Raw genomic sequence first — 13,087 nt, forward strand, 5'->3', positions numbered from 1 at the left:
CTTAGTCCACCCGCCCGCGCCAGGCACCGGTTTCGCGGCCGCGGTCCTCGATGAAGTCCTTGAATTTGTCCAGGTCCGCGGCCACCTGCATCTCGTCGGCGGAGAGCGCGGCGCCGGCCTTCTCCACGAATCCTTCAGGCTCCCATTCGAGGGTCACGTTGACGCCGCAGTGCTCGGGTCCGAGGTTGTCGAAGCGGACTGTGCCGGCGTTGCGGGGTGCGTCGATGCTTTCCCACGCAATGACGGTATCCGGAACTTGTTGTGTAATGCGGGCATCATATTCGCGCCGGACTCCGCCGACCTTGGTTGAGAAGTGGAGTGTTGAATCGTTGATCTGGCGGACGTTTTCCACGCCGCTCATGAACTCGGGAAACTTTTCGAACTGGGTCCACTGGTTGTAGGCGACCGAAACCGGTACCTCTACCTCGATGGCTTTCGTGACGGTTTGCATGAGAGACACCTCGATTTGGATTGTTGTGGTTTAGGTGAGGGGTTTAAGTGAAATGGGTCTGGACGGGGCCGCCACCGGCTGAGTCAACGATTGCCTGCGCAACATCCCGGAGCTTGACGTTCCGGTTGCTTGAGGCCTTTTTGATCAGCTCTACGGCTTCAGCCTGGCTGCATCTGTTTTGGGCGATGATGATGCCCGTGGCGACGTCGATGACCGTCCGGGAGGCCATGGCTGCGCGAAGGTTGGCGGCTGTCTGGCTATGTTGCGCAATGAGCACTGCCAGCTGAATGCCCTTGGATGCCTGCTGCACATAATCGCTGGCCCTCTGGACGGCGACCTGGTCAAAGCCGTTGGGGCGTTCGGAGTAGAGGTTCAAGCCTGCCCGTGCGGTGTCATCCGTGAGCGGGAAAGGCACAGCGAGGACGGAATGAACACCATTCGCTAGAGCCAGATCGTTGTACTCAGGCCACGTGTTGTCTTTTTCAAAGTCCGGAATATGCACTTGGGTGCCTACCCGGCAGCAATGGATGCAGGGACCGTCTGCGAACTGATACTGGAGTTCGTCCAGCATCTGCGCGCGCTCGCTGCTGCTGGCCACGGTGGCCGTCGCCCTATGCCGAAGCATGGTGATTCCGCAAAAGACTTCATTGTCAGGTTTGGTGAACATCGCCGCTGAGTGGCGTGCAAGCTCGGTCAGGAAGGCCTCCACGTCGGGTGTATCCAGAAGCAGGTCCTGGATCTCCGCTGCTACAAGATGCGGTTCGGTGAGTTGTTGGTCTTCCACGTGGATCTCCGATCCCTGGATGCGGCTACCCTTCGAGCCTAGTCCTGAATACCCGTTGAAAGCTAATAGTAAGTGTGCTTCTCTTTTTAAGGAGTCTTGCCGTGGGCTCACTCACTCCGAGCAGGTCTAAGGATTGAAGCCACATGCGACAAACCCGACCACACGACGTCCAAACCCGGCCTCCTGCGCCGGAGAGCACCATCCGTCAAAGCTTCCAGGACGGCTTGGTTTTGGACCATCTCAATCTCGCAAAGTCCATTGCCGCCAGGTATTCCGCCCACACGCACGACATCGACGACGTCCGGCAAGTTGCGTACATGGGCCTAATAAAGGCGGCCCGGGGATTCGATGAAACCAAGGGTGTCAGCTTCCCCGCCTACGCCGCCCCGACCATTGCGGGCGAGGTCAAAAGGTATCTCCGCGATCACTGCTGGGTAGTGCGGCCACCGAGGCCCATCCAGGATGTGCGGCGCCAAGTCCTCGCCAGGACGGAGGAACTGACCCAAGCCCTCCAGAGGACCCCAACACCGGAAGAAGTGGCGGCGGACCTTCGACTGGAGCCCTGCCAAGTCAGGGAAGCGTTGATGGCCGGCACCAGCAAGCGGCCGGATTCCCTCGACGCCCCTGCTGCAGAGGGCCGCGACGGACTGCAAGGATGCCTTTCCGCTTTCGGATGCCCTACGGATCGGCTGGAGGACGTGCTCGCCCTGCGCAATGCCATCCGGGACCTGAGCGCTGAGGACAGGCACCTTCTTTATCGCCGGTACTACCGGGAGGAAACGCAGTCCACCATCGCGGAGGCTCTGGGCATGTCCCAAATGCAGGTCTCGCGGCGGCTTTCCAAGATCCTGGTGTCCCTGCAGACACAGTTACTGGATGAGGAAGCGCATCTCGAAGATGGAACTGCGCCGTAGGAACAGCGACCTAATAAACACAATAAGCAAACAGCAGCCAGCAGGACTCAGCAGCCCAACCCGTCCACGGCATCCAACACGTCACGGACGGTCACGGCAAGGAGCGCGGGATCGGGATCGGCGGCGAAAACGTCACCGCGGCGGAGTTCGACGGCGGTAAGCACCACGTGGGGTCCAGGCGGCGGACCCCATTCTTCGGCAGGAGCGGGGCCGAACAGGACCACGGAGGGCCGGGCATAGGCAGACGCCAGGTGGGCGGCGCCGGTGTCCGCGGAAACGACGAGCCGAGCATCCGCAATGGTTGCTGCGAACTCTGCGAGGCCCTGCCGCCCAGCCAGGACGCCGCCGTCGAGATTTGCTCCTTTGAGGTTTGCCAAGGCAGCAGTCTCCACTGCCCGCTCGCGCTCGGACGTGCCCCCGGTCAGCACGATATCGTGCCCTGCCCGGGAGAGTTCGACGGCAACTTCGGCGAATCGCTCGATCGGCCAGAGCCTGCTGCCGTAGGCGGCACCCACATGGATAACGGTTGCGCCGGGCCGGGGTGACGGAATGTTTGGTTTGTTGAGTCGGTAGTCCAGCGGATCGGCGTCGATGCCGTACCAGTTGAGGAGCCTGGCCCAGCGCTCGCGCTCAGGGATTCCGGTTGTCCAAACCGGTCCGTCGAGGCCGGGAGTTTGGTAGGCGAGCACCCGCTTCGCGCGAAGTTCGTTGATTCGTTGGCGGCTTTCGGGTCCGTTCCCGTGCAGGTTGACGGCGACGTCCACGACGCCTGGGGGGATGCTCAGTGGATCATCGAGGCCCGGCGTGGGCAGGTGGTCGATGCCGCCCACCAGTTCCAGGGCCTCCGAAATCCAGGCCGGCGCCGCATACAAAATGCGGTGCTCGGGGTACGCCCGGCGCAGGCCGCGAAGCGCCGGAACGGCAACCAGGAGGTCCCCGAGTTTCAGGGCGCGCAGGGCGAGCAGCAGGGGTTGTCCGTTCTTTTCGGCTGTGTCCATGGTGACCTCCCGCTAGGAGTCTAACGGCCAAGGCCAGCGCCGGCGCCGCAGGGAAACTTCTCGCCGCCACGCTGTTTAGTGTCGGGAGAACTGGGGAACGTTGCGGGTATGGGAGGAACTGGAACGTTGAAAGCGGTCCTGTTTGACCGCGATGGAACGCTCGTCGTTGACGTGCCATATAACGGTGACCCGCAACTGGTGCGGCCCATGGAAAGTGCCCATTTGGCGCTGGCGCGCGTACGCCGGGCGGGACTGGCAACAGGCGTGCTGAGCAACCAGTCGGGCATTGCCCGTGGCTTGCTGACCTTTGATCAGGTCCTCGCCGTGAACCAGCGGGTGGATGAGCTCCTGGGCCCGTTCGATGTGTGGGAAATCTGTCCGCACGGGCAAGCTGATGGTTGTACCTGCCGTAAGCCTGCGCCGGGAATGATTCTCGCCGCCTGCAGCACACTGGGGCTGCACCCGTCCCAGGTTGCCTTTGTTGGGGACATCGGCGCCGACGTGGAAGCAGCGACGGCGGCCGGCTCGCAGGCAGTACTCGTGCCCACTCACGTGACCCGGGCCGACGAAATTGAGGCGGCAGGGGTGGTCGCGGAGAACCTGTTGACCGCCGTCGAGCTGTTGCTTGATGCCGCGACAACCGGGACAACCGCAACAACCGGGACAACCGCAACAACCGCGACAGGAGGGGCATCGCCGAAACCCGACGCCAGGCAGGACGCACCTGTATGAGCCGCGTCCTGGTAGCCCGACTGGACAGCATGGGCGATGTTCTCCTTGCTGGACCCGCCCTCCGTGCCGTGGCGAACGGAAGCAGGCCGGACGGCAGCCGACGCAACGACGTCGTCCTCCTCTGCGGGCCCGAGGGCGCCGGCGCTGCGGAGATGCTCCCCGGAGTCACCCAGGTCCACACGTGGCCGTGCCCATGGATCGTCAATCCGGGGCCAGCCGTGACGGCTGAGCTGACCAATGGCCTGATTGAGTTCGTGCGCAGCTCCAGGATTGAGGAAGCTGTGATCCTCACGTCCTTCCACCAGTCCCCGCTTCCGTTGGCACTGCTGCTGCGGCTGGCAGGCGTCAAGCGCATCACGGGCGCCTCCACTGACTACGCCGGCTCCCTCCTGGACGTCCGGTTGAAACCGGGCGAAGACTTTCCCGAGGACCAACCTGAAGTGGTGCGTGCTCTGGGGATTGCGCAGGCAGCGGGCTTCCAGCTTCCCCGCGGCGACGACGGCAAGCTGCACATCAATCCGCTGGACGAACCCGAGGAACTGGTGGACGAACTCACCCAAAAGGGCCCGTACATCGTGGTCCACCCGGGGTCAGCGGCTCCCGCGAGGGCGTGGCCTGCACTCCACCACGCAGCTACCGTGGAACTCCTTGAAGCGTATGGGCACCGCGTGGTGGTCACGGGAGGGCCTGGCGAAACGTCGCTGACGGCAACCGTTGCAGGACCCTCGGCACACAATCTCGGCGGCCGGACCGACTTGCGCACGCTGGCAAAGGTACTCGCGGGGGCGGCCGTCGTGGTCACCGGCAACACGGGGCCCGCCCATCTGGCCGCAGCGGTGGGCACGCCGGTGGTGTGCCTGTTCTCCCCTGTGGTTCCAGCTATTCGTTGGGCGCCCTACGGCGTTCCGATGGAACTGCTTGGGGATCAGGAAGCAGCCTGCAGGAACACGCGGGCACGCATATGCCCGGTACCGGGTCACCCGTGCCTGAGCTCAGTTACCCCTGAACAAGTCCTGGAGGCGGTGGAACGGCTGTTGGGGGGAGTCTCCTCCCTCAGCACCCGAAGAAAGGTGTGGAAACCATGAGGATTCTGGTCTGGCACATCCACGGAGGATGGATGGAGGCGTTCGTCAGGGGCCCGCACGAATACCTCCTTCCTGTCGAGCCCGACGGCGGTGCGTGGGGTTTGGGGCGAGGCGGCCGTGAGTGGCCGGTCGCCGCGCAGGAGATTGACCTTGACACCCTTGATCCGGACAGCGTGGACGCGGTGGTCCTGCAGCGTCCGGAGGAGATCGCCGCCGTTGCCCGGAAGCTTGGTCGCAGGCCCGGTGTTGACCTGCCTGCCGTCTACCTTGAACACAACACACCCAAAGGCGACGTCCCGTTCACTCTCCATCCACTGGCCGATCAGCACACTATCCCCGTGGTTCATGTGACGCACTTCAACCAACTCTTCTGGGACACCGGATCCACGCCAACAGTTGTGATCGAGCACGGCATCCCCGATCCCGGCCGGCTTTATACCGGTGAACGCGAAGAGATGGGGGTGGTGGTCAACGAACCCGTCCGTCGCGGCCGGGTGACGGGCACCGATCTCCTCCCTGGCTTCGCCGGGGTAGGGCCCTTGAGGGTGTTCGGAATGGGGACGGAAGCCTTGGCGGAAGCGCTGAACCTGAAGGGGTTCGGCTTGAGCGAGGAGCGCCTGCGGATTTCCGGGGACGTACCGGCGCCCAGGCTGCATCAGGAACTCGCCCGCTGCCGGCTCTACCTGCATCCCCTCCGTTGGACGTCCCTCGGGTTGGCCTTGCTCGAAGCCATGCACCTGGGAATGCCTGTCCTGGCGCTGGCAACCACGGAAGCGACGCGCGCTATCCCGCCGGGAGCCGGTCTTGTTTCGAACAACGTGGACGAACTCCAACGGTTTGCGCGGTGCCTGCTGGACGAGCCCGGTGACGCCTACGCGATGGGGATGGTGGCCCGGGCTGCAGCCTTGGAACGCTATGGGCTCGGGAAATTTCATCATGCCTGGGACGAACTCCTGGCCGATCTCCCCACGGCCCGCCCCTCGCCCGCAGAAACCCGTCGTCCTGAAAAGCAGATCACTGAAAAGCAGATTCCCGAAAAGCAGGTCCCAAACAAACAGCCCCCCGACACGGAACGCCGCCCGCAACCCGGTTCGGAGTCCGTCAGCCATGACACAGAGAGGACGTACCCATGAAAATCTCCATGGTTTCCGAACACGCCAGTCCATTGGCCGCCCTGGGAGGTGTGGACGCCGGGGGGCAAAACGTCCACGTGGCGGCCCTTTCATCAAGCCTTGCCAGCCGTGGCCACCAGGTCACCGTCTACACGCGGCGGGATGACCCGGATCTTCCTGCAAAGGTGCAGGTTGCGCAGGGACTCACCGTGGTACACGTTGACGCCGGCCCGGCCCGCCACATCCCCAAGGACGAGCTGCTTCCTTTCATGGGTGAGCTCGCCGATGGCATTTGCCGCGACTGGGCGGGATCGGTCCCGGACGTTGTCCACGCCCATTTCTGGATGTCCGGGCTGGCCGCGATCCAAGCTTCCAGGCGGGCCGGTGCCGCCGAGCCCATTGCTGTGGTCCAGACCTTCCACGCACTGGGTTCGGTCAAGCGCAGGCACCAGGGTTCAGCGGACACCAGCCCACCCGCACGTGCATGGCTGGAACCGTGGGTAGGGCGCACCGCGGACTGGGTGATCGCCACCTGCCCTGACGAGGTCTTTGAGCTCAAAGCGCTGGGCATTGGCCGGTCAAGGATTTCCATCGCACCGTGCGGGGTGGATCTCAACCTCTTCCCGGGCACGGGAGAACCAGAAATTAAGTCCCGCACGCACCGCATCCTGAGTGTGGGCCGCCTGGTCCCCAGGAAGGGCGTGGATCTGGTGATCCAGGCACTGCCCCTCCTGGCTGAGGCCGGTTTCGACGACGTCGAGCTCCTCATAGTCGGAGGCTCCGGCGACGCGCTGAACCTCGAAGAGGATCCGGAAGCCCAAAGGCTTCGCGCCTTGACCAAGGAACTTGGAGTGGAGGACAAGGTCACCATGCGCGGACAGGTCCCGCGCGACGCAATGCCCGGAATTTTCCGCAGCGCTGACGCCGTGGTCTGTGCGCCGTGGTACGAACCGTTCGGCATCGTTCCCCTTGAAGCCATGGCCTGCGGAGTGCCCGTGGTGGCCGCGGCCGTCGGCGGACTCCGGGAGACCGTGGTTGACCAGAAAACCGGACTGCACGTACCGCCGCGGGACCCGGAAGCAATCGCCGACGCCGTGGGGCGGCTCCTCGCGGACCCCGCCCTGCGTGCCGAAATGGGCCGGGCGGGAAACCGCCGCGCCCGCTCACGCTACTCCTGGGACCGCATCGCCGCAGACACCGAGAAAGCGTACCGGTCCGTCTTGGCAGCAGGCCTTCCCCGGCAAGCCGGGGAAGGCCTGGAATCACTGGAAGGAACAGCGCTGTGACCACAGAATCGACAGTTCCCAAGAGAATCACGCCCAACATGCAGCCCGTCCCGGATACCGTGCCCGCGGGCTGGAGCGGGTCAACAAGGTCAACAAAAATCCGCGAACCACAGATCGCACCAGAGGTCACCGCACACCTGGACAACGTACTGCCGGCGCTGGAGTCCCTGCGCTCGCAGGCAGCCCGCCTCTCGGCGTGGGGAACGGAACTCGCCCACCGGCTCCTGTCCGGACAACGGCTGCTGGCCGCCGGCAACGGGGGATCGGCTGCCGAAGCCCAGCACCTCACCGCCGAACTCGTGGGCAGGTTCGACGCCGAACGCGCACCCTTCTCCGCGATTTCCCTGCACGCCGAAACCTCCGCCCTCACGGCACTGTCAAACGACTACGGCTACGAGGAAGTCTTCGCCCGCCAGGTCAGGGCACACGGCCGGGCAGGGGACGTCCTCATCCTGCTCTCGACCAGCGGACGCAGCCCCAACCTCCTCAACGCGGTCAGAGCGGCAAAGGAACGCGGCGTCACTACGTGGGCGCTGACGGGCGCGGGCCCCAACCCGCTGGCCGACGCCTGCGAACAAGCCATCACAGTGGATGCCATCGCAGCCAACGCCCAGGAAGGCCACCTCATTGCCGTCCACGCTGTATGCCGCGCCTTCGACGCGGAGGTCGCGCGTCGGACCGGGCCTCGCCTGGCCGAGGACGGAGCCCAGCCATGAAAGTGACAGTGGTAGGTGACGTCCTCCTGGACGTGGACATCAGCGGCACCGCCACGCGGCTCAGCCCCGACGCGCCCGTACCCGTCGTGGACGTCGCCCATATCCGGCGTCGGGCCGGCGGGGCGGGTCTCGTGGCTACCCTTCTTGCGCGGGATGGTCACGACGTCGCCCTGGTCACCGCGGTATCGGACGACGACGGCGCCAGCCACCTCAGGCGCGCCCTGACCGGTGTCGCCATACTCACCGGAGCCCCGCTCGCCCCAACGCCCACCAAGACCCGCGTGCGTATTGGAACCCACCCCATGGTCCGGTTCGACGAAGGATGCGCGCCTGCCCCTTCCCCGTCATGCACCGGGGAGATGCTCGCAGCCATTGCCTCCGCGGAAGCGGTTATCGTGGCCGACTACGGCCGCGGAATCACGGCGAACCCCGACATCCGCACTGCGCTTGCCGACGCTGCCCGCCACGTCCCGGTGGTGTGGGATCCGCACCCTGCCGGTTCCGAGCCTGTGCCGGGTATCGCCGTCGTGACCCCCAACCTCGCAGAGGCCCGGGCCGCTGCGAAAGCGGGCGCCGCTGCGAAGGCGGGCGGACTGGATCCGTCCACGTCCGGTGCGGAGGACGCAGGGAAACATTTGCTGGATCGCTGGCGCAGCAACGCCGTCGTGGTCACCACCGGCGAAGACGGTGCAGTCTTGGTGGAGGCTGCGGGGCCGGGCAAGATCATCCCCGCTCCAAAGACAGTCGTGGACGATCCTTGCGGTGCCGGAGATCGCTTGGCTGGGAGCCTTGCCGTGTATTTGGGGCTGGGGCTCGAGCTGTCTGGTGCTGCGGCCAGGGCTGTTGAGGATGCTTCCGCGTTTCTCGCGAAGGGCGGAGCTTCCTCCCTGGCCATGGAGACGAGCACCCCCGGCACAGGAGGGATCAGCCAGCCTGTCAGGGCAAAGGCGAGTCCCGTCGTCGAGCTTTTTGGCCGCTTTCCGGGCCTGGAACGCGGAATCCAACTTGCGCGAACAGTCCGCGCGAATGGCGGGACTGTTGTGGCGACCGGCGGCTGCTTCGACCTCCTCCATGCTGGTCACGCGAGGACGTTGGCCGCGGCGCGCAGCATGGGTGATTGCCTCATCGTTTGCCTGAATTCCGATGATTCCGTACGGCGGCTCAAGGGCCCGCACCAGCCGATCGTCAGCATGGAGGACCGGGCAGAGCTTTTGCTCGCGTTGTCCTGCGTTGATGCCGTGGTGGTCTTCGATGAGGACACCCCCGAGGCCTGCCTGAACCAACTCAGGCCCGATATTTGGGTCAAGGGCGGGGATTACGAACCCCATGAATTGCCGGAAGCCAGCCTCGTGGCTGCGTGGGGAGGGCGTTGCGTGACCGTGCCCTTCCATCCGGCCCGCTCCACCAGCGGCCTGGCTGAAGCGTTGGCCAAAGTCAGCTGACCGTAACTGCCAACAAAGAATCGACCACCGAAAGGAACCGTATGAACACGCAAACTCCCGGCCGCGTCATCGTCACCGGAGGCGGCTCCGGCCTCGGCGCTGCAATCGTCGATGCCATCCGCGACGCCGGAGGCACTCCCTTCGTCTTCGACCGCAATATCAGTAACGTGTCCGGCGCGAAAGCCCTTGAAGTCGACGTCTCCAACCGTGAATCAGTTGAAGCTGCCGTGAAGGAGGCAGCCGAAAGCCTCGGCGGCCTGGATGGGGTGGTGACCGCCGCGGGCATCGACCGCTGTGGCAAACTGGCCGACGTCCCCGCAGCCGAGTGGGAAAAGGTGATTGGAGTGAACCTCCTGGGCACTGTTTCCGTGGTCCGTGCGGCGTTGCCCTACTTGAAGGAATCCCGGGGCCGGGCGATCACCATCGCCTCAACCCTGGGCTTGCGGGCACTGCCGGACGCCACGGCGTACTGCGCCTCCAAGTTCGGCGTCATCGGATTCAGCCGGGCACTGGCCGCCGAAACCGGGGGAGTCATTGGTGTCACCACCATCATTCCGGGAGGCATGAAGACACACTTCTTTGATGACCGCGACGAACAATACAAGCCGCAGGACGACTCCAAGCTCAACGATCCTGCGAATGTGGCGCAAGCTGTGGTGTTCGCGTTGTCGCAGCCGTTTGGCAGCGAGGTCCGCGAGCTCCTTATTTGCCCCGCAGAAGAAGGCTCGTGGCCATAAGGTCACGCACGTCCTGAACAACGTCGGCCACGGCGATACCCCGAATCAGGGTGTCGTCGTGGCCGCAGTGCTGTGCAGACCAGCCCACCTGCGTGACGTCGGCTCCGCACCGGGGGCACTGGGTCACCCATGACATGTGGATACGGTGCAGGCTCCGGCCTCGGGGCCCTGCGTTGAAGACGTTCCCTACCCAGAAGATCCCCACGGTTGGTGTTCCAAGGGCTTGCGCCAAATGCCGGGGACCGCTGTCGCTGGCAAGCATTACGGTGGCCGCTTCCAAGAGCGCCGCGAGTTCGCCGATCTCCAGTTCGCCGGCAACTGAGCGCACGGCATCTTTGTCCCCGGCTGTCAGTTGCCTTGCCGCGAGTTCTGCCACTTCCTGGCCCAGCGCTTTTTCGGAGCGGTCACCCACCACCAACACCTGCGCACCTTCCTGCGCGATGGTCGCCGCAGCTTCAGCAAAGTACGACGCCGGCCAACGCCGCCGCGGATCGGTGGCACCTGGGTGGACCACGAGGAGGGGACCCCGGTGGGGGTTGAGCAGGCTTTGCACGCTTTGTTGGTGTTCGGGCAGGGGCCGTAAGGGTGGAGAAATGATGGTTGGCACGCCGGCCAGCCCCGCTACCTCGAGCCATCGGTCAGGCTCGTTTTGGTAGTAGATGTAATCGAGATTCCGCTCCAGGGGCTCGGCGTCCTTGGTTCGGGTGCCCACGGTGTGCCGTGCCCCCAGACGGAGCAGGAAAGGGTTGGAGTACCGGCCGCCGCCATGCATTTGCAGCGCGAGGTCGAACCTGCGGGCGCGCATGGCTGAGAAGAATTCCTCCTGGGCAAGTCTGTCTTCAGCGTCGTCTTTTTGATCGCCGTCCCTATGGCCGCCATCGCGTACGCCCTTGGCAAAGGGGAGAATTTCGACGTCGTCAATGGGCCCATCCGTTCCAGCCGCCAAGGCCGCGTGGATCGGCGTGCCCAGGAGCGTGATCGCGGCCTCAGGATAGGCCGCTTTCAGGGCATAGAGCGCGGGGTATAGGTAGATCACATCGCCCAGGCCGCCACCCCTGAGAACCGCGATCCGTTCCACGTTCGGGAACTTCTCCAGCACCGGGCCAACGCCTGAATTCGGTTGAACGACCATCTGGACTCCCTTCGTCATAGGTGGTGGAAAACTGCCGAACCTGGCGTGTGAACCGCGGGCTGTGGGGTACCTGAGGGGAGCAGGAACATGCCGCCTCTACCGGAAGGTACCCAATGGCACGCCTATCCAATCAAGAAGGTTTGGCCGAATGGCTGCCGCGCCGCTTGGCCGAGGAACGGCCCGTTGTGACAGTGGTCGGCGACGCCATCCTGGACGGTTGGTGGGACGGACTGATTGAGCGCTTTTGCCGCGAAGCTCCCGCCCCGGTGGTCCAGGTCAAGCGCCGCGACTTCGCCCCCGGAGGAGCGGCCAATACTGCCATGAACCTGGCGGCCCTTGGCGCGAACGTCAGGTTTGTCTCGTTGGTCGGCCGGGATTCTGCGGGTCAGGAGCTCCTTGGGAGACTCGTTGCTGCCGGCATCGACGTATCGGGCGTGGTGCAGCATACCGGCATGATCACCACTACCAAGTTCCGGATAAGCAGCGCCGGCCAAGTGATGCTTCGCCTGGATGACGCAGCCGCGGACGTCCCCGCCGAGGGCCTCCAGAAGTTGGCAGCCGCCATCCCCGGAGCACTGGCGGGTTCCAACGCCGTGGTGCTGTGCGACTACGAGGCCGGCGCGTTGGAGGGACCAGTGCGTGCAGCTTTGATGGATGCACTGGGACCCGCCCATGATCCCCAGACCGGTTCTCACCCTGCCAGCCACAGGCAGGGTACCTTGTTGGTGGTCGATGCCCATCATCCTGCCCGGTGGGCCGAACTCAAGCCGGATCTCGCCACCCCGAACGCCCAGGAAGCTGCCGGGCTGCTCAGAACAGAGTTTCCCGGTGGCGCTGCACGTTGCCCCTTCGTGGAGGCCCACGCGGACCAGCTCCTTCGAGCCTCAGGTGCGGGCGCCGTCGTCGTGACTTTGGACCGTGACGGGACTCTGACGCTGCGTTCCAGCGATCCGGACGCAAGCGGCGACGATTCCAACGGATCCCGCGGCACCCACCGAACCTGGGCCAGGCCGGAAGCCGAGAAGCAGGCCTCCGGTGCCGGCGATACGTTTGTTGCCGCGCTGACCTTGGCGCGGGCGGCCGGGCTGCCCCTGACTACCAGCGTGGACCTCGCCCAGGCCGCAGCTGATGTGGTGGTCCACCGCCCCGGCACCTCGGTCTGCACCACCGAGGAACTTGCCCGTCACCTCGGAGGGTTCGCCGATACTGCGTTGACAGCCGATGAATTGGCCAGGCAGGTGGAAGCCCACCGCAGGGAGGGTCGGAGGATCGTGCTGACCAATGGGTGCTTCGACGTCCTGCACCGTGGCCATACCCGCTACCTGAACCAGGCCAAGCAACTGGGCGATGTCCTGGTGGTGGCCCTTAACAGCGATTCCTCAGTGCGGCAGCTGAAGGGGCAGGACCGGCCCGTGAATCCAGAAGCGGACCGTGCTGCCGTGATCGCCGCGCTCAGCTGCGTGGATCACGTCACGGTGTTCGACACCCCAACTCCCATCCCGCTCATCGAGTTGCTGCAGCCCGATGTGTACGCCAAGGGCGGCGACTACACGCCGGAAATGCTCGCCGAGACCGCGGCTGTGGAGCGCTATGGCGGCATGGTGACGATTCTGGATTACGTCCCCGAACACTCCACGACGGCGGTACTGGAGCGTATTCGTTCCACAGGAGAGAACCCGCATGCCTGACCGGGCTTTG

At 64.8% G+C, this 13,087-nt stretch carries 13 protein-coding genes; 9 read left to right on the top strand and 4 right to left on the bottom strand.

All coding sequences use genetic code 11. The features are described 5' to 3' along the window. Position 1: 1 nt before the first annotated feature. Both AC1DD5_RS08215 and AC1DD5_RS08220 read right to left on the bottom strand, forming a co-directional pair. Entirely contained in the window at positions 2-451 is a 450-nt protein-coding gene (locus AC1DD5_RS08215; RefSeq protein ID WP_442005177.1) for an SRPBCC family protein, read from the bottom strand. A gap of 43 nt (positions 452-494) precedes the next feature. After that, complete coding sequence (locus AC1DD5_RS08220; RefSeq protein WP_477514284.1) at positions 495-1,235, bottom strand: ANTAR domain-containing protein; 741 nt, start codon at positions 1,233-1,235, stop codon at positions 495-497. A 143-nt stretch (positions 1,236-1,378) separates the two neighbouring features. Here AC1DD5_RS08220 and AC1DD5_RS08225 point away from each other — a divergent pair, with 143 nt between their 5' ends. Beyond that, positions 1,379-2,149 (top strand): sigma-70 family RNA polymerase sigma factor, encoded by a 771-nt coding sequence (locus AC1DD5_RS08225; RefSeq protein ID WP_477514285.1) that lies wholly within the window; start codon positions 1,379-1,381, stop codon positions 2,147-2,149. A 47-nt stretch (positions 2,150-2,196) separates the two neighbouring features. Here AC1DD5_RS08225 and AC1DD5_RS08230 read toward each other — a convergent pair whose 3' ends face one another. Continuing rightward, positions 2,197-3,147 carry a glycosyltransferase family 9 protein gene (locus tag AC1DD5_RS08230; RefSeq protein WP_442005174.1) on the bottom strand — a complete coding sequence of 317 codons (951 nt, stop codon included), beginning with the start codon at positions 3,145-3,147 and terminating at the stop codon, positions 2,197-2,199. Positions 3,148-3,255: 108 nt separating this feature from the next. Between AC1DD5_RS08230 and AC1DD5_RS08235 the strand changes: the two genes are divergently transcribed. From AC1DD5_RS08235 to AC1DD5_RS08265, 7 genes are read left to right on the top strand one after another with little or no spacing between them, the layout of a single operon-like run. After that, entirely contained in the window at positions 3,256-3,879 is a 624-nt protein-coding gene (locus tag AC1DD5_RS08235; RefSeq protein ID WP_477514286.1) for a D-glycero-alpha-D-manno-heptose-1,7-bisphosphate 7-phosphatase, read from the top strand. Continuing rightward, complete coding sequence (locus AC1DD5_RS08240; RefSeq protein ID WP_477514287.1) at positions 3,876-4,964, top strand: glycosyltransferase family 9 protein; 1,089 nt, start codon at positions 3,876-3,878, stop codon at positions 4,962-4,964. The genes AC1DD5_RS08235 and AC1DD5_RS08240 overlap by 4 nt, the downstream gene beginning before the upstream one ends. Further along, positions 4,961-6,097 (top strand): glycosyltransferase, encoded by a 1,137-nt coding sequence (locus AC1DD5_RS08245; protein WP_477514288.1) that lies wholly within the window; start codon positions 4,961-4,963, stop codon positions 6,095-6,097. The genes AC1DD5_RS08240 and AC1DD5_RS08245 overlap by 4 nt, the downstream gene beginning before the upstream one ends. Next, positions 6,094-7,362 (top strand): glycosyltransferase, encoded by a 1,269-nt coding sequence (locus tag AC1DD5_RS08250; RefSeq protein WP_477514289.1) that lies wholly within the window; start codon positions 6,094-6,096, stop codon positions 7,360-7,362. Before AC1DD5_RS08245 ends, AC1DD5_RS08250 begins: the two co-directional genes overlap by 4 nt. Further along, positions 7,359-8,078 (top strand): D-sedoheptulose-7-phosphate isomerase, encoded by a 720-nt coding sequence (locus AC1DD5_RS08255; protein ID WP_477514290.1) that lies wholly within the window; start codon positions 7,359-7,361, stop codon positions 8,076-8,078. The genes AC1DD5_RS08250 and AC1DD5_RS08255 overlap by 4 nt, the downstream gene beginning before the upstream one ends. Continuing rightward, on the top strand, positions 8,075-9,520 hold the full coding sequence (locus tag AC1DD5_RS08260; RefSeq protein ID WP_477514291.1) for a PfkB family carbohydrate kinase: 1,446 nt from the start codon (positions 8,075-8,077) through the stop codon (positions 9,518-9,520). The genes AC1DD5_RS08255 and AC1DD5_RS08260 overlap by 4 nt, the downstream gene beginning before the upstream one ends. Positions 9,521-9,561: 41 nt before the next feature. Next, on the top strand, positions 9,562-10,257 hold the full coding sequence (locus tag AC1DD5_RS08265) for an SDR family oxidoreductase (RefSeq protein ID WP_223947500.1): 696 nt from the start codon (positions 9,562-9,564) through the stop codon (positions 10,255-10,257). On the opposite strand, the gene AC1DD5_RS08270 is transcribed toward AC1DD5_RS08265, so the two are convergent. Next, positions 10,223-11,389 (bottom strand): glycosyltransferase family 9 protein, encoded by a 1,167-nt coding sequence (locus tag AC1DD5_RS08270; protein ID WP_477514292.1) that lies wholly within the window; start codon positions 11,387-11,389, stop codon positions 10,223-10,225. The genes AC1DD5_RS08265 and AC1DD5_RS08270 overlap by 35 nt on opposite strands. A 113-nt stretch (positions 11,390-11,502) precedes the next feature. On the opposite strand from AC1DD5_RS08270, the gene rfaE2 reads away from it, so the two are divergent. After that, positions 11,503-13,077, top strand: a complete 1,575-nt coding sequence (rfaE2, locus tag AC1DD5_RS08275) for a D-glycero-beta-D-manno-heptose 1-phosphate adenylyltransferase (RefSeq protein WP_477514293.1) — start codon at positions 11,503-11,505, stop codon at positions 13,075-13,077. Positions 13,078-13,087: the final 10 nt, after the last annotated feature.

This window comes from Paenarthrobacter sp. 10L420, assembly GCF_056395385.1.